General features: G+C 61.7%; 16 protein-coding genes. 3 read left to right on the forward strand and 13 right to left on the reverse strand.

From position 1 onward, the window contains the following. The 13 genes from QD408_RS24165 to ccoN form a co-directional block, all read right to left on the reverse strand. Window positions 1-296, reverse strand: a 296-nt coding sequence (locus QD408_RS24165; protein ID WP_414141037.1) for an aminotransferase class I/II-fold pyridoxal phosphate-dependent enzyme, incomplete at its 3' end; no start/stop codon positions are given. Between the two features lie 289 nt (window positions 297-585). Continuing rightward, window positions 586-1,263, reverse strand: a complete 678-nt coding sequence (locus QD408_RS24170) for a CBS domain-containing protein (RefSeq protein WP_088681575.1) — start codon at window positions 1,261-1,263, stop codon at window positions 586-588. A gap of 138 nt (window positions 1,264-1,401) precedes the next feature. Beyond that, window positions 1,402-1,869: a cytochrome c maturation protein CcmE gene (gene ccmE / locus QD408_RS24175; protein WP_414141038.1), complete on the reverse strand. Its 468-nt coding sequence runs from the start codon at window positions 1,867-1,869 to the stop codon at window positions 1,402-1,404. 30 nt (window positions 1,870-1,899) lie between these two features. Beyond that, entirely contained in the window at window positions 1,900-2,565 is a 666-nt protein-coding gene (locus tag QD408_RS24180; protein WP_414141039.1) for a Crp/Fnr family transcriptional regulator, read from the reverse strand. Window positions 2,566-2,595: 30 nt separating this feature from the next. Then, on the reverse strand, window positions 2,596-2,754 hold the full coding sequence (gene ccoS / locus QD408_RS24185) for a cbb3-type cytochrome oxidase assembly protein CcoS (protein ID WP_414141040.1): 159 nt from the start codon (window positions 2,752-2,754) through the stop codon (window positions 2,596-2,598). Next, on the reverse strand, window positions 2,751-5,039 hold the full coding sequence (locus QD408_RS24190; protein WP_414141041.1) for a cation-translocating P-type ATPase: 2,289 nt from the start codon (window positions 5,037-5,039) through the stop codon (window positions 2,751-2,753). The genes ccoS and QD408_RS24190 overlap by 4 nt, the downstream gene beginning before the upstream one ends. Then, complete coding sequence (locus QD408_RS24195; RefSeq protein ID WP_414141042.1) at window positions 5,036-5,521, reverse strand: FixH family protein; 486 nt, start codon at window positions 5,519-5,521, stop codon at window positions 5,036-5,038. The genes QD408_RS24190 and QD408_RS24195 overlap by 4 nt, the downstream gene beginning before the upstream one ends. Further along, window positions 5,518-7,086, reverse strand: a complete 1,569-nt coding sequence (gene ccoG / locus QD408_RS24200) for a cytochrome c oxidase accessory protein CcoG (protein ID WP_414141043.1) — start codon at window positions 7,084-7,086, stop codon at window positions 5,518-5,520. Before ccoG ends, QD408_RS24195 begins: the two co-directional genes overlap by 4 nt. Window positions 7,087-7,490: 404 nt before the next feature. Beyond that, entirely contained in the window at window positions 7,491-7,676 is a 186-nt protein-coding gene (locus QD408_RS24205) for a hypothetical protein (RefSeq protein WP_088681568.1), read from the reverse strand. 11 nt (window positions 7,677-7,687) lie between these two features. After that, the gene (gene ccoP, locus QD408_RS24210) at window positions 7,688-8,551 is read right to left on the reverse strand and encodes a cytochrome-c oxidase, cbb3-type subunit III (protein WP_414141044.1); all 864 of its coding nucleotides are present in this window, start codon (window positions 8,549-8,551) and stop codon (window positions 7,688-7,690) included. A gap of 1 nt (window position 8,552) precedes the next feature. Further along, window positions 8,553-8,705 carry a cbb3-type cytochrome c oxidase subunit 3 gene (locus QD408_RS24215; RefSeq protein ID WP_088681566.1) on the reverse strand — a complete coding sequence of 51 codons (153 nt, stop codon included), beginning with the start codon at window positions 8,703-8,705 and terminating at the stop codon, window positions 8,553-8,555. A gap of 8 nt (window positions 8,706-8,713) precedes the next feature. Beyond that, window positions 8,714-9,448 (reverse strand): cytochrome-c oxidase, cbb3-type subunit II, encoded by a 735-nt coding sequence (ccoO, locus tag QD408_RS24220; protein ID WP_414141045.1) that lies wholly within the window; start codon window positions 9,446-9,448, stop codon window positions 8,714-8,716. 8 nt (window positions 9,449-9,456) lie between these two features. Further along, entirely contained in the window at window positions 9,457-11,079 is a 1,623-nt protein-coding gene (gene ccoN / locus QD408_RS24225) for a cytochrome-c oxidase, cbb3-type subunit I (RefSeq protein WP_088681594.1), read from the reverse strand. Window positions 11,080-11,313: 234 nt separating this feature from the next. Here ccoN and QD408_RS24230 point away from each other — a divergent pair, with 234 nt between their 5' ends. The 3 genes from QD408_RS24230 (at window position 11,314) to QD408_RS24240 (ending at window position 14,684) form a co-directional block, all read left to right on the forward strand. Further along, window positions 11,314-12,045, forward strand: a complete 732-nt coding sequence (locus QD408_RS24230; RefSeq protein WP_414141046.1) for a Crp/Fnr family transcriptional regulator — start codon at window positions 11,314-11,316, stop codon at window positions 12,043-12,045. 26 nt (window positions 12,046-12,071) lie between these two features. Then, window positions 12,072-13,997, forward strand: coding sequence for a PAS domain S-box protein (locus QD408_RS24235; RefSeq protein ID WP_414141047.1), 1,926 nt, complete (start codon window positions 12,072-12,074; stop codon window positions 13,995-13,997). Between the two features lie 243 nt (window positions 13,998-14,240). After that, entirely contained in the window at window positions 14,241-14,684 is a 444-nt protein-coding gene (locus QD408_RS24240; protein WP_414141048.1) for a pseudoazurin, read from the forward strand. Window positions 14,685-14,735: the final 51 nt, after the last annotated feature.

The following is a 14,735-nucleotide window of genomic DNA, read 5'->3' on the forward strand; positions in this document are numbered from 1 at the left end:
AGTTCACGCTCGAGCAGGACGTGGTGGTGGTTGGTGCCAGAAATATTCCGGGTGCCTCCCGCACCCGCGCCACAGTGGTCGATGGCGTTCTTCATCGCCTCGATCACCTTGGGGTTCTGGCCCATGCCGAGATAGTCGTTGGAGCACCAGACCGTGACGTCCTTCTCGCCATCGGCCGTATGGCGCGTCGCGCGCGGGAAGTGGCCGCGGTGACGCTCGAGATCGGCAAAAACGCGATAGCGGCCCTCGGCATGAAGCCCGTCCAGCTCGTTTTTGAAAAATGCTTCGAAATCCATCATATGCTCCTTCTGCATGACCAAGCGATACATCGGGCTCACCGTCGGCGTAATTGATCTCTGTCAAGTTCGACGCAAGCGCATGAATACCGAAGCGTACTTCGATCGTGCTCTTCCTCATTGCTTTCAATCAAAGAAGAAGCCCGATACACGGTCTAAGGTCGGCTCACGAGTCGGAGGTTTCCGTGTCAAGCAGGGAAGTTGACAGATGGCTTGCTCGACCCCTCAAGGATCGCGCAAGCCTCCTCGTTGCATCGGCGCGATGATGGCGGCCAATGCAATGGAGTTTCTAATCCTGGCTGTGAGCAGGAGCGACGAGCAGCCGATCCCTATAGCCGGCAATTCCGCTGAGGCCCTCGACGAGAACCTTGATCGCCTTGCGCTTCAATTCGGATTCCACCTGGCCGTCGACGGTCACTTGCCCGTTCCTGACGGAGACCTGCACCCTTTGAGGGGTGAGCCCGAGATCGGATCTCAGCCTGGTGCGCACCGCCAGCCTGATCGCCTCATCCCCTCGCGGCAAGGCCGCCGCCGGCGCTTCGGCGATGACCCGCAGGATATCCCTCCGGCTGACGATCCCGACCAGACGTCCGTCTTCGACGATCGGCAAGCGTTTGATGCGGTGCGCCTGCAGGCTTTCGGCAATATCGGACACTTCGCTGTCCGGCCGTGCGACGATCACATCCTGGGACATGACATCGGTGACACACCAACCGTTGCTGCAGATGTAACGTTCGAGATCGATCTCGGAGATGAGTTCCGGCGCCCGCGCGGGGCGGGGCGTGAGCCGGACCTCCCGGCGCAGAAGCAGATCGCCCTCCGTGACCATGCCGCAAACGCGTCCCTGATCGTCGACGACCGGAAGACCGCTGACGTGGTTCTGCAACATCATCGCAACCGCATGGCGCACGCTGACCGCCGGGCCGATCGAAACCACCTTCGTGGTCATTATATCCCTTGCCTGCATGGTCGCCGTCTCCCTGATCGCGGTTATTGTCCGGAACAGGCTAGAGGCCGATCGGCCGCATCGCTTTGATTTTCGTCAAACACCCGATCGATTGCTCCGCCGGGATGAGCGCCAGCGCGTCATGCCCGATCTCGACGATCATTGCGTCGCCTTCGCTTCCTGGCCTTGGCCTTCCTGCCACAGCCCCTGCTGTTTCAGCCGGTCGGCGACGTCCTTCGGCAGGTAGGTCTCATCATGCTTGGCCAGCACGGTGTCGGCGATGAAGACATTCGTTCCCGATGCAAACATGCCCTCGGTGACGACCCCCTGCCCCTCGCGGAAAAGATCGGGGAGGATGCCGGTATATTTGACCTTCACGGCATTGGCGCTGCCGTCGGTGACGGCGAATTCCACCGTCGAGCCGGCGCCGCGCACGACGCTGCCCTCACCGACCAGCCCGCCGAGCCGGATGCGGGTTTCCGGCGCCACCGGTGTTTTTGTCAGATCCGCCGGCATGTAGAAATAGGCGACCGACTGGCTGAAGGCGAACATGACCAGCAGCACGGCGGCAGCAATGAAGCCCATGCCGCCTGCTATCACCGCGAGCCGCTTCTGCTTACGCGTCATCTCGAATCTCCTGTTCCTGTCATGGGAAGGTCAGCATGCCTTGCGAAGCTGATCGACGCTGTCGACGAGAACGACCTTGCCTCTGACCTCGACCCCTGCGGGGACGAGCGCGGCAAAGGCCCGCGAAAGTGCTTCCGGGGCAAGTCCCAGTTTGCCGGCCAGAATCCTCTTCCGATAGGGAAGGCGAAACGTGACCTGCGAGGCGGACGCCGGGCATCGGCTCATGAGGTAATTCGCAACGCGTTGTGCGGCCGTGTGCAGCCGGTCTCCCGCAATGCAATTCATCGTGCCGAGCAGATACCGGGCCATGATGCGCATGACGTTTCGATGCATGACGGGGTGCCGTTCGGCGAGTGCCCGCAAGTCCGCAAGTTCGAACAAGGCGACCTCGGCCCCATCGGCAGACCACGCGCTGTAGGCATAAGAGCCGCCGCCCGAGAGAAGATATTCGCCGAAGGTGTCACCCGGCTCGCATACGTAGATATCCGCCTCGCGCCCGGCGGATTCCGATTTGGAAAGCCGCACGAACCCGCCGATGACGCAATAGACGAATGACGCCTCCTGGCCTTCGGCGATGATCCGCTCGTCGGGAGCGAAGCTCCGAAGCTCGGCCGTGGCGGCGAGTTGCTGCACTGTCGCCTGGTCGAGGCCGTCGAACAGGTCAGACTGCAAAAGCACGGAATTTTTCGCAGGCATCGATCTTCCTTTCGTGTTGGGCCTGTGTGATCACGGTTTCTTCCCGTCGGCTTCGTCTTCGGCGAGAATACGCCAGGCGGCTCCCTGAAGATCGTCGTACTGGCCGCTCTTCAGCGACCAGAGGAAAGCCAGGAGCCCCATGCCTCCCATCAGAAGCGCGATCGGTATGAGATAGATCAGCATGTTCATGCGGTTTTCACCTCCGCTTGCCCGCCGGCGCGTTCCGCGACCCGGATGCCGGGACGTTTGCCGAATGCATTGAGGCGCAGCGCGTTCGTGACGACGATGATCGACGATGTCGACATGGCCACCGCCGCGATCAGCGGTGTCGCCAGCCCGGCGATTGCAATCGGCACCGCCAGTACGTTGTAGCCGATGGCCAGCGCGAAGTTCTGCCGGATGAGGCTGGCGGAGCGCCGCGCCACGGCGATCGCTTCGGGAACGGCGTCGAGGCGGTCGTTGAAGAAGACGAGGTCGGCTGCCTGCCGGCCGATATCGGACGCCGTGGCGGGCGCCATCGAGACATGCGCGGCGGCAAGTGCGGGAGCGTCATTGATGCCGTCGCCGACCATGAGCACGCGATGGCCCTGATCGCTCAATCTCTGGCATTCCTCGACCTTCTGCTTCGGCGTCAGCGCGCCCAGGGCCCTGTCGATGCCGAGAGCCCCTGCGGTATTGTCGACGACGGTCTGCCTGTCGCCGGATACCATCAGCGTTTCGAGACCGGCCGCATTGAGCTCCGCGATGGTTTCGGCAGCGCCAGGACGAAGCGTGTCGTCGAAGAGGAAACGGGCAAGAACGACCCCGTTTTTCGACAGGACCACTTCCGAAAACGGACTGTCCACGCTACGGGGCATGAAACCGGTTCCGCCCGCAAACATCGCGTTACCAAGCCGATAGACATCCCTTCCCTTTCTTGCCTCCAGCCCGCCGCCTGGAATTTCCGTGACGCCGTCAAAGGACGGGAGATGGGCGGGTTCGGTGTCCCGCACCAGCGCCTGGGAAAGCGGATGGCGCGAATGCGCGGCCAATCCGCAGGCGATGGCGGCGCTGCCTTCTTCGATCGTCTCGATCCTGACGAGGCGCGGCATGCCCATCGTCAGGGTGCCGGTCTTGTCGAAGGCGACGCTATCCGCCTCAGCCAGCCGTTCCAGCGCCGAACCATCCTTGACCATGATGCCCTTGCGGAAAAGCTCGCCGGCGGCAACGACCTGAACCACGGGCACGGCAAGGCCCAGTGCGCATGGGCAGGTGATGATCAGCACCGCGACCGCAACCAGCATCGCCTGTTTCCAATCGCCGCCGATAAAGCCCCAGGCGAGGAAAGAGATGAGCGCCAGCAGATGTACCGCCGGGGAATAGAGCGCTGCCGCGCGATCGGCGATCCGGCGGTAGCGTGCTCTTCCGCCTTCGGCGGCTTCCATGAGGCCGATGATCTCCGAGAGAAGCGAGTTCCTGGCAATCTTCGTCGCCCGGAAGACGAGCGAGCCGGTCAGGTTCATCGCGCCGGAATTCACGTCGCTGCCGGCAGCGACAGCGACCGGGCTGCTCTCGCCCGTGACGATGGAGAGGTCCACATCGCTTTCTCCGCTGACGACGACGCCGTCGACGGGAACGCGTTCGCCCGCCGCAATCGAGATTTCGTCGCCCACCGCGATCTCTTCCACCGCGATGTAGCGCCGCGATCCGTCCGGCATCATCAGCAGCGCCCCGCGCGGGGCGAGCCTCGCCAGCCCGTTGATCGCCGCGCGCGCCTTTTCGCGCATGACATGATCGAGAGTCCGGCCGATCAGCAGGAAGAACAGCAGGGAAACCGTGGCATCGAACCACGCATGTTCGCCGTGGTGAGCCGTCTCCCACAAGGAGACGGCATAAGACAGAGTTACAGCGAGCGAGATCGGAACGTCCATGTTGGTCCGCCCGCGCTTCAGCACGTTCCAAGCCGACTTGAAGAAGAAACGCCCCGCATAAACCAGCGCGGGCGCCGCGATCATCGCCGAGATCCAGTGAAACATGTCGCGCGTCGCGGCATCCGCGCCCGACCAGACCGATACCGAGAGCAGCATGATGTTGGCGGCCGCGAAACCGGAAACGCCGACCGCCAGGAGAAGCTGGTTTCTGGTCCGGTCGTTTTCGGGGGCCGAGGGCGCAAACAGGTGCGCGCGATATCCCACGGCATTGATCGCCGCGAGGATTTCGGACGGATCGGTCGCGCGCTCGTCGACTTCTTCCTGATAGACGCAGCTTACCCTTCGCGCGGTCAGATTGACCCGCGCTTTCCTCACGAAGGCAAGTGCTGACAGCGCTCTTTCGATGGTCGAGATGCAGGCGCCGCAGTGGACGTCGGGAACGCTGAGATCAAGCTGGCGCAACCCTGCGCCGAGCGGGTGGCTGGCAAGGCGGGCTTCCTCGGCGCTGGACGAGGTCGCGCTGAGGGCGAGCACGCTTTCGGTGTCCATGGAGCAGCAGCTCATTGGCCGAACTCCGCGGTATCGAAGCGTTTGGCTTCGTGCATGACGACGACGCCGTCCTTTCGCGAGATGATCTCGACGATCCAGTCGCCCTTGGCGACCACGTGCTCGGCTTCGAAACGCCCCTCGCCCGTCTTCCCGAGCGTGAGGTGGAAGTCCTCGTGGTCTCCGACCGGCCGTTTGAAATTCAGCACGACATCGTCGACGATCACGGGCGACCCGCCCTTGCCGTGGATGTCATAGCGGATCTCGCGCCCCTTGACGGAAAGATCGCCCTCGATACCGGAGGCGCTCATCGCCTTCATCGCCGCCGCGTTGCGGTTGAATTCCTGGCTGGCGACATAGGTGTTTTTCACGACCAGGCCGCTCCAGCTGGAGGAGGCGTAGACGACCATGGTGACGTTGACGGCGATCACCACGGCGAAGAATGCCGAGGTTGTAAGCAGCATGTGCAGGCCTGTGAAACCTTGAGCAGAAGCCTTCATTTGACGTCTCCCGGTGCATTGAACGCCGCCCGATAGGTCGCCCGGTCGGCACGGTCCGTATCTTCGATGACGAAGAGGAATTCGTTGATTTCGGTTCCGTCAGGCTTGCGCGTCACGAAGACCTTGAGCGTCGTGGCCGCGTCGGGTTCGGCATGGACGGTAAAGCTGCGGCCGTCTTCCTTGCCGAGCTCGGAAATGCGCATCGTCGCTCCCTCCAGCCCGACCAGCGTAATGTTCACATCCCTCGGCTTCGGCACCATGTTCAGGACGCGCAGCGTGTAGCCGTTGCGGATCGAGCCGTCGCTTTCCAGGACATATTGCGGGTTCCGGTCGTGGACGACATTGAGTTCGAGCCGCTCGCGGAAGGCGAGATGGACGACCATGGCAATGCCGATCGATGCCCAGACCACGGCGTAAAAGACGATTCTCGGACGGAAGATGATACGCCAGTTGAAGTGCCGGACCGCCGAAACGAAACTTCCATCCTCGTTTCTGACCTTGGACGGCTGGATCGGCGTTGTTCCCGCGTCTGTCGCAAGCGACATATTGCTCGAATATTCGCTGAGCGTCGCGTAGGCGATCAGGCCGCGGGGCTTGCCGAGCTTGTCCATCACGCCGTCGCAGGCGTCGATGCAGAGAGCGCATGTGATGCACTCCATCTGCTGCCCGTCGCGAATGTCGATTCCCATCGGACAGACGGCCACGCAGGCATTGCAATCCACGCAATCCCCGACCGGCAGGCCTTGTGCCTGGGCCTTCTTGGTATGGCGCGACCGCTGCTCGCCCCGCCAGTCGTTATAGGTGACGACCAGGGAATTCTCGTCGAGCATCGCACCCTGGATACGCGGCCAAGGGCACATATAGGTGCACACCTGCTCGCGCATGAGGCCGCCGAGCACATAGGTGGTCGCGGTCAATGTGGCGACCGTGGCATAGGCGACTGCGGGAGCCGCGCCGGTGAACAGCGAAACGGCCAGGCTCGGCGCATCGGCAAAATAGAAGATCCACGCGCCGCCGGTGGCGACGCCGATCAGGAGCCAGATCGAATGCTTGATGACCCGTTTCCTCAGCTTTTCGAAGCTGAAGGGAGCGGCGTCGAGCTTCATTCGCGCGTTCCGGTCGCCTTCGATCGCGCGTTCGACGACGAGGAAGAGATCGACCCAGACGGTCTGCGGACAGGCGTAGCCGCACCACGCGCGGCCGACCGCCGAGGTGACGAGAAACAGGCCGAAGCCGGCCATGACGAGCAGGCCCGCGACATAGTAGAATTCCTGGGGCCAGATCTCGATGAAGAAAAAGAAGAAGCGCCGCGACGAGAGATCGATGAGGATCGCCTGGTCGGGCGCGTAGGGACCGCGATCCCAGCGAATCCACGGCGCAAGGTAGTAGATGCCGAGCGTGATCAGCATCACGATCCACTTGAAGCGGCGGAATCGTCCCTCGGCGCGCTTGGGAAAGATCTTCTTCCTGGGCGCGTAGAGAGGCTGCCGGTTGCGGCGCGCATTGACCGGCTCGACGCTGACGCGCTCGATGTCATTGGGATCTGGTGCGGTGTAGAGGTTCATGGGATTCTATCCGTTTCGCGCTCTTGTCTCATCTGCCGCGCATCCGTTCCTTGATGCAGATCAAGAACGAAAGCTTTCCCGAGAGGCCTTCGGAAAGAGAAAGGCCACGCCCTGGAGAGAGAGGGCGTGGCCTAGAGCCTTTCCGGGTTAGATTGCAGCATTCTGTTGGCTCAAACGGAGTCGGCCGGTCATCAGGCGGCCCGTTTCAGCCAACCCGAAGGGCCGGGCATCTTTCCGCCAGGATCAAAGGCGATCGGCTCGGACATACCTAGGGTATGCCCTTCGCCAATCGCCTTTGCCCTGACGAAAACCTGCTCCGGCAGAATGCTGCAATCTAACCCGGAAAGGCTCTCGAGGAACTGCGGGGGAGAAACACCGCTGGGACGTCCTCGACGGATCCAGAACTAGCGGCTCGTCTGCTTGTGATCTTTGAGGCAGGTCAAACTGACGATCGAATTGCCGATCTTTGCCGGATCGTCCTGCTCGGAGGATGGCGGCGTCACCTGGGCGCGCGCCGACACGCGTGAACGGATAATGGCGCGCGGCGTGCCGTAGAGACCGAGGATGGGATTGTGGTCGTGAGTTGTCATGGCTTGTCTCCTTAGGTTCCGCCGCCAAGCGAATGGACGAAGACCGTCAGTTCCTTGACCGTCGTATCGCCGAGGCGCCCTGCCCAGGCCGGCATGACGCCATGCTTGGGAGAGGCCACCTGGCGAGCGATGGCGTCTTCGCCCCGCGACTTCAGCCAGATCGCGTCGGCCAGATCCGGGGCGCCCATTTCCGTCTTTCCCCTGGCGTCCTCGCCGTGGCATGCGGCGCAGTTGTCGAGGAAGACCTGTTTTCCCGCCTCCGCAAGAGCGGGGTCAGAGGGCGTATTGGTCAGCCCCCAGACATAAGCGGCGACCTGCTTCATCTGGATCGGCTCGATGACGTCGGTAAAGGCCGGCATCTCGGAAGCATGCGTTTCGGCATCCGAATCGAAGCGTATCCCATGCGCGATCGTCGTCTGAATGGCGCCGAGGTCTCCGCCCCACAGCCAGTCGTCGTCGTTGAGGTTCGGAAATCCCGGGCCGCCGCTGGCGCCGGAGCCATGGCACTGCGCGCAGTTCACCTTGAAAGCGGACGCACCGCCGGCGATGGCGAATTCCCGAAGAACAGGATCGGCGTCGATCTCCTCGACCGTCTTGGCGGCGATCAGGTCATGGAACTTCGTCTGGGATGCCTTGGCGAGATCGAGGTCCTGCTGCAGTTCGGCGCGCGTCGAATAGCCGAAATAGCCTTTCGTGGCGGAAGCGATCATCGGGATGGCCGGATAGGCGATGGCATAGCCGATCGCCCACAGGATCGTCACATAGAACGTCCAGACCCACCAGCGCGGCATGGGATTGTTGAGTTCGCGGATGCCGTCCCATTCATGTCCGGTCGTTTCGACGCCGCTGATTTCATCGATATGTTTTTCCGACATCTCAATCGTCCTTCAAGGGAATATCGGCGGCTTCTTTCGCCGCCTGCCTGCTGCCCGGGCGAAGCGTGAACACGACGGCGCCGACGAAGAATGCCGCCATCGCGAGAAGGCCCCAGCTGTCGGCGAAGTGTCTCATTGCAGTGTAGGTTTCCATGGATCACCTCATCGGTAGCCGGTCGCATCGTCATAGGTCGAGAAATCGACCAGCGTGCCGAGCATCTGCAGATAGGACACCAGGGCGTCCATTTCGGTCAGCTTGGCCGGGTCTCCGTCGAAATCGCCGACCTTCGCCTTCGGATAGCGCGCCAGCAGCGCCGTCGTATCCGCATTCGGATCGGCCTGGGCTTTCATGTCGGCTTCCGCATTCGCCAGCATGTCGTCGTTGTAGGGCACGCCGACGTCCTCGTTGGCCTTGAGGTCCATGCCGATATCCCTGACCGTCACTTCCTGCTCCTTGAGGAAGGCGTAGCTCGGCATGATCGATTCCGGCACGACCGCCCGCGGGTTTGCGAGATGCTGGACATGCCATTCGTTCGAATAGCGCCCGCCGACGCGGGCGAGATCCGGCCCGGTCCGCTTGGACCCCCACTGGAAGGGATGGTCGTACATGGACTCGGCTGCGAGCGAGTAGTGGCCGTAACGCTCCACCTCGTCGCGGAACGGCCTGATCATCTGGCTGTGGCAGAGATAGCAGCCTTCGCGGATGTAGATGTTTCGCCCCGCGAGCTCCAGCGGCGTATAGGGCCGCATGCCTTCTACCTTCTCGATCGTGTTCTGCAGGTAGAACAGCGGGGCGATTTCGACGATGCCGCCGATGCTCACGACGAGCAGCGAGCCGACGAGCAGAAGTGTCGCGTTCTTTTCAAGGATCTGATGTTTATCAAGTATCGATGCCATGTCTCACCTCATTCGGCAGGCTGTGCTTGAGGCACGAAAGTGGTCGGGATCGCCGCTTCGTCACGCAGACGTCCGCGGATGGTCATGAACACGTTCCAGGCCATGACGAGACCGCCCGCCAGGTAAAGCGCTCCGCCGACCGCGCGCAGCACGTAATAGGGGATCATCGCCGCGACCGTTTCCGCGAAGGAATAGACGAGGAAGCCCTGGGAATTGTACTCGCGCCACATCAGCCCCTGCTGGATGCCGGCGACCCAGAGCACGGCCGCATAGACCACGATGCCGAGCGTTGCGAGCCAGAAGTGCCAGTTGACCATCCGCAGGCTGTAGAGACGCTCGCGCCCCCATAGTTTCGGCGTCAGGTAGTAGATCGCCCCGAAGGTGATCATGCCCACCCAGCCGAGAGCGCCGGAATGCACGTGACCGATCGTCCACTCGGTATAGTGGCTGAGCGAATTGACCGTCTTCACCGACATCAGCGGGCCCTCGAAGGTCGACATTCCGTAGAAGGCGATGGCGACGATCATCATGCGGATGATCGGGTCGGTGCGGATCTTGTCCCATGCGCCCGAAAGGGTCATGAGGCCGTTGATCATGCCGCCCCAGGAGGGCATCCAGAGCATGACCGAGAAGACCATGCCGAGCGTCTGGGCCCAGTCGGGCAGCGCCGTATAGTGCAGGTGATGCGGGCCGGCCCAGATGTACATGAAGATCAGCGCCCAGAAGTGGATGATCGACAGCCGGTACGAATAGACGGGGCGGTTGGCCTGCTTCGGCACGAAGTAATACATCATGCCCAGGAAGCCGGCGGTGAGGAAGAAGCCGACGGCGTTGTGGCCGTACCACCATTGCGTCAGCGCGTCCTGGACGCCCGAGAAGAGAGAATAGCTCTTGGAGCCGAGGAACGACGTGGGAACCGCCAGATTGTTGACCACGTGCAGCAGCGCGATGGTGACGATGAAGCCGAGATAGAACCAGTTCGCCACATAGATATGCGGCTCTTTGCGCTTCAGGATCGTGCCGAGATAGACGAGGAGATAGGCGACCCAGACGACCGTCAGCCAGAGATCGACATACCATTCGGGTTCGGCATATTCGCGGGCCTGGTTGATGCCGAGAACGTATCCGGTCGCAGCCATGACGATGAAGAGCTGGTAGCCCCAGAAGACGAACCAGGCGAGGCTGCCGCCGAAGAGACGGGCGCGACAGGTGCGCTGCACCACATAGAACGACGTCATGATGAGAGCGTTGCCGCCGAAGGCGAAGATGACCGCCGAAGTGTGAACGGGCCGCAGCCTTCCGAAATTCAGATAGGGCGCGATGTTGAGGTCGGGAAAGGCCAGCTGCAGCGCGATGACGACCCCGACGAGGAAGCCGACCACGCCCCAGAACACCGTGGCGATCAGGCCGTAGCGTATCACCTCGTCGAAATAGCCTGACACATCGACCTTCCGCCGCTGGTCCGCCGGTGCGAAGTCGACGTTCCTGACTAGGAGCACCGTTCCCACCGCGAGGCAGAAGCAGAGTATGCCCATATGGACCGCAAAGAGATGATCGTGCGCGAATGCGGCTCCCAGCAGCGCTAGAAACGCCGCGACCGCGACCAACATCGTTTCCGTCGTGTAATTCATGATGTCGTCCCCAATGCAAAGACGACCGCTCGCGGCCGGCTTTCTCGTCATTTGAGGCAGGACTGTCATGAAGCCGGCAATTGCTCCTTGATCTACATCAACCAAAAGCACTCGGATGGGGATGGGCGGCCGTTGTTACAAACTGTTACACTCTTTCACCCTTTGGCACCGTCCGATCATTCCCGTGTGACCGGCGGGCGTTCTAGTGCCCTCACTGCCACGAGGGACAAGACGATGCTGATGCAGACCAACCATGCGTTCGAAAATGCCGAGAAGACGAGCGAAGCTCTCCATGCCGGTCAATCCCTGTCGTCGCTTTTCCTGACGTCGGCGACCGAGACCGTTCCCGCGGGGAAAGCGATCTGTTGGGAAGGTGACAAGGCCAGCCATCTTTTCCAGGTGGAGGAAGGCGTCGTCCGCCTCCATCGCATCATCGGCGAAGGCCGCCGGGTGATAACCGCGTTTCATTTCGCCGGCGATCTCATCGGCGCGTCGCTGCTGAGCGATTTCCTGTTTACGGCCGAGGCCGTTACCGAATGCAGGATTCGCCGCATATCCCGGAAGAGCTTCCACGAGGAAGTCGCCCGGTCGGATGCCCTCGGTCCCGCCTATATCTCGCTCCTCTGCCAGGAGGCGGCCGCCGCGCACGAACAGATGGTGCTTCTGTCGAAGAAGAATGCCGAGGAACGTCTGTGCAGCTTCATCGTCAAGCTTGCATCCCGCCGCAGTGCGCAGCCGCGGCAGGGCCTGCTGCGCGTGCCGATGAACCGGCAGGACATTGCCGATCATCTCGGCCTGACCATCGAAACCGTGTCGCGCACGATCACGAAGCTCGCATCGCGAAACATCGTCGTTCCGGAGGGCAGGCATGACCTCAGGATCGTCAATCTCGCACGCCTTGCACAGTTGTCCGGCGACGCTGATGATTTTTCCGACAATTCCTGTCATAGGGTCAAGCTGCACTGATGCATCAAGTCGCAGGATCAACGTTCATGCCCCATCGCTTGGTATCACCGAGAACCGCATCGTCCCAGGAACTGGATGCGATGGTGCACGTGCTGGATGGAGCGGACATTCTGGTTCATCGCTTCGACGGAACCATCACGCACTGGTCCATCGGCTGCGAGAACATGTACGGCTGGGCGAGAGAGGAAGCCGTCGGCGAGAAGGTTCACGAACTGCTGGCGACGAAATTTCCCGAGCCGGCGGAAAACGTCCGGGACCAGTTGAAGTCGCGCGGCTTCTGGCAGGGTGAAATCATTCATCGCCATAAGAGCGGACACGATATTCACGTCGCGTCCCGCTGCGTGCTCGTCAATCTGTCGGACGGAGACCTTGCCGTCATTCAAACGAACAGTGACGTCAGCGCCTTGAGGCACGCCCAGGAGGCGGTCAAGGCGCGCGAGGCGCATCTGAGTTCAATCCTCGACACCGTGCCCGACGCGATGGTGGTGATCGACCATAAGGGAACGGTGCTGTCGTTCAGCAAGGCCGCCGAAAAACTGTTCGGCATGTCTTCCGACCAGATTTGCGGCCGCAACGTCAGCAACCTCATGCCCAATCCCTATCGCGACGCTCACGACGGCTACATCGATCACTATATCGAGACCGGCGAGAAACGCATCATCGGCTATGGGCGCGTCGTCACCGGGCAGCGGGCCGATGGATCGCAGTTTCCGATGGAACTTCACGTCGGCGAAGCGACCGCCAACGGCGAGCGGATCTTCACCGGTTTCGTCCGCGATCTCACCAGCCGGTTCAAGATCGAGGAAGATCTTCGCCAGGCCCAGAAGATGGAAGCGATCGGGCAGCTGACGGGAGGCATCGCGCACGATTTCAACAACCTGCTCACCGTCATCAGCGGCAACCTCGAAATGATCGAGGACAAGCTGGCGCCCGGCACCCTTCGCGAAATTCTCAAGGAAGCTCAGTCCGCAGCGCAGGACGGGGCGGTCCTCACGGGCCAGCTGCTCGCCTTCGGCCGGCGCCAGCCATTGAGCCCGAAACATGCGGATCTCGGTCAGCTCGTCAGCGGCTTCTCGGACCTGCTCCGGCGAACGCTCAGCGAAGATATCAAGCTGTCGACCGTCATCGAAGGGTCCGGCCTCGACGTCCTCGTCGACAGCTCGCAGCTTCAAAACGCCATCCTGAACATCGCCTTGAACGCGAGGGACGCCATGCCGAAGGGCGGCAGTCTCATCACGACGATCTCGCGGGTCCATCTCGATGCCGATTATGCCAAGATGTACCCGGAGGTGCGCAGCGGCAATTTCGTGCTCATTGCCATGACGGATACCGGCGTCGGCATGAACGAGGAAGTCCGGCAGCACGCGATCGAACCGTTCTTCACGACCAAGGAAGTGGGCTCAGGCACCGGCCTCGGGCTCAGCATGGTCTATGGCTTCGTGAAGCAATCGGGTGGGCATCTTCAGCTTTACAGCGAGGTCGGACGGGGCACGACGGTGCGGATATACCTGCCTGCCATCAACGAGAAGAGGCCTCAGGAGCCCGAGTCCGATCAACACACCGGTGAGAACCAGCTGCCGCGCGGCGATGAAACGGTGCTGGTGGTCGAAGATGACGCCCGCGTTCGCCGCGTCGCCGTCGCCAGGCTGGCGTCGATGGGTTATACGGTGCGCGAAGCGGAAAACGGTCACCGCGCACTCGATCTTCTAGAGGAAAATAGTGATATAGCGCTCCTGTTTACCGACATCGTGATGCCGGGGGGAATGACCGGCGACGAACTCGCGCGAGAAGTGCGCATCCTGCGGCCTGATATCGCCGTGCTCTTCACATCGGGATATTCCGAGCCGGGTCTTGCGGGCAAAGGCATAGTTCCCGGCGCGCAATGGCTTCGCAAACCCTATACCGCGAGGGAACTCGCGCTGAAGATCCGCGAGCTTCTCGACGCAAGATAACCTTCGCGGCAACTATCCCCTTATCTCTGAAACCGACCCTTGGCGGAGGCGATGATGCTCCGGCAGGGGCGGCCCGATTCCGTCGGGCGGCAATCGTCGCCCGACGAATGCTATGCATATGTTTTTTAGGGCGGAATTACTCGTTTTTTCTCCTATTTGACGAGCGTCAAAGAAGCCGGCGGCGGCATGTCCTAGAAGGTGTTCACGAGGCTAAATCGACCTCGCGAAACAGGAGATATGCACATGCGTTTGAAATTCGGTCTGATCGCTGCAACGGCAGCCCTGATTGTTTCGGCTGCGCCGTCGATGGCCGCCGACCATCAGATTCAGATGCTCAACAAGGGTACGGACGGCGCAATGGTGTTCGAGCCGGGCGTCCTGAAGATCGCTCCCGGCGACACCGTAACCTTCATTCCCACCGACAAGAGCCACAATGTCGAGACCTTCAAGGGCCTCATTCCCGATGGCGTTGCCGAGTTCAAGTCCAAGCCGAACGAGCAGTACCAGACGAAGTTCGACGTTCCCGGCGCCTATGTCCTGAAGTGCACGCCGCATGTCGGCATGGGCATGGTCGCCCTGATCCAGGTCGGTGACAGCCCGTCCAATATCGAGGCGATCAAGACCGCGAAGGTGCCGAACATGGTGCGCAAGCGGCTGGATGCCGACCTCGCGCAGATCACTCAATAGTCAACCGACCGGTGCGGATGGCCGCGCTTGCGCGCCATCCCGCACGGTGGA

The sequence above is a fragment of the Rhizobium sp. BR 249 genome, from assembly GCF_047445895.1.
In the GTDB taxonomy this organism is placed as follows: domain Bacteria; phylum Pseudomonadota; class Alphaproteobacteria; order Rhizobiales; family Rhizobiaceae; genus Rhizobium.

Excerpts from the sequence above, each read along its gene's own strand:
- ccmE (WP_414141038.1), bottom strand. The coding sequence starts at position 1,869 with ATGACGCGTAAGCAGAAGCGGCTCGCGGTGATAGCAGGCGGCATGGGC.
- ccoP (WP_414141044.1), bottom strand. The coding sequence starts at position 8,551 with ATGTCGGAAAAACATATCGATGAAATCAGCGGCGTCGAAACGACCGGA.
- QD408_RS24230 (WP_414141046.1), top strand. The coding sequence starts at position 11,314 with ATGCTGATGCAGACCAACCATGCGTTCGAAAATGCCGAGAAGACGAGC.
- ccoO (WP_414141045.1), bottom strand. The coding sequence starts at position 9,448 with ATGGCATCGATACTTGATAAACATCAGATCCTTGAAAAGAACGCGACA.
- QD408_RS24180 (WP_414141039.1), bottom strand. The coding sequence starts at position 2,565 with ATGCCTGCGAAAAATTCCGTGCTTTTGCAGTCTGACCTGTTCGACGGC.
- ccoS (WP_414141040.1), bottom strand. The coding sequence starts at position 2,754 with ATGAACATGCTGATCTATCTCATACCGATCGCGCTTCTGATGGGAGGC.
- QD408_RS24215 (WP_088681566.1), bottom strand. The coding sequence starts at position 8,705 with ATGGAAACCTACACTGCAATGAGACACTTCGCCGACAGCTGGGGCCTT.
- QD408_RS24195 (WP_414141042.1), bottom strand. The coding sequence starts at position 5,521 with ATGAAGGCTTCTGCTCAAGGTTTCACAGGCCTGCACATGCTGCTTACA.
- QD408_RS24235 (WP_414141047.1), top strand. The coding sequence starts at position 12,072 with ATGCCCCATCGCTTGGTATCACCGAGAACCGCATCGTCCCAGGAACTG.
- QD408_RS24190 (WP_414141041.1), bottom strand. The coding sequence starts at position 5,039 with ATGAGCTGCTGCTCCATGGACACCGAAAGCGTGCTCGCCCTCAGCGCG.
- ccoG (WP_414141043.1), bottom strand. The coding sequence starts at position 7,086 with ATGAACCTCTACACCGCACCAGATCCCAATGACATCGAGCGCGTCAGC.
- QD408_RS24240 (WP_414141048.1), top strand. The coding sequence starts at position 14,241 with ATGCGTTTGAAATTCGGTCTGATCGCTGCAACGGCAGCCCTGATTGTT.
- QD408_RS24205 (WP_088681568.1), bottom strand. The coding sequence starts at position 7,676 with ATGACAACTCACGACCACAATCCCATCCTCGGTCTCTACGGCACGCCG.
- ccoN (WP_088681594.1), bottom strand. The coding sequence starts at position 11,079 with ATGAATTACACGACGGAAACGATGTTGGTCGCGGTCGCGGCGTTTCTA.
- QD408_RS24170 (WP_088681575.1), bottom strand. The coding sequence starts at position 1,263 with ATGCAGGCAAGGGATATAATGACCACGAAGGTGGTTTCGATCGGCCCG.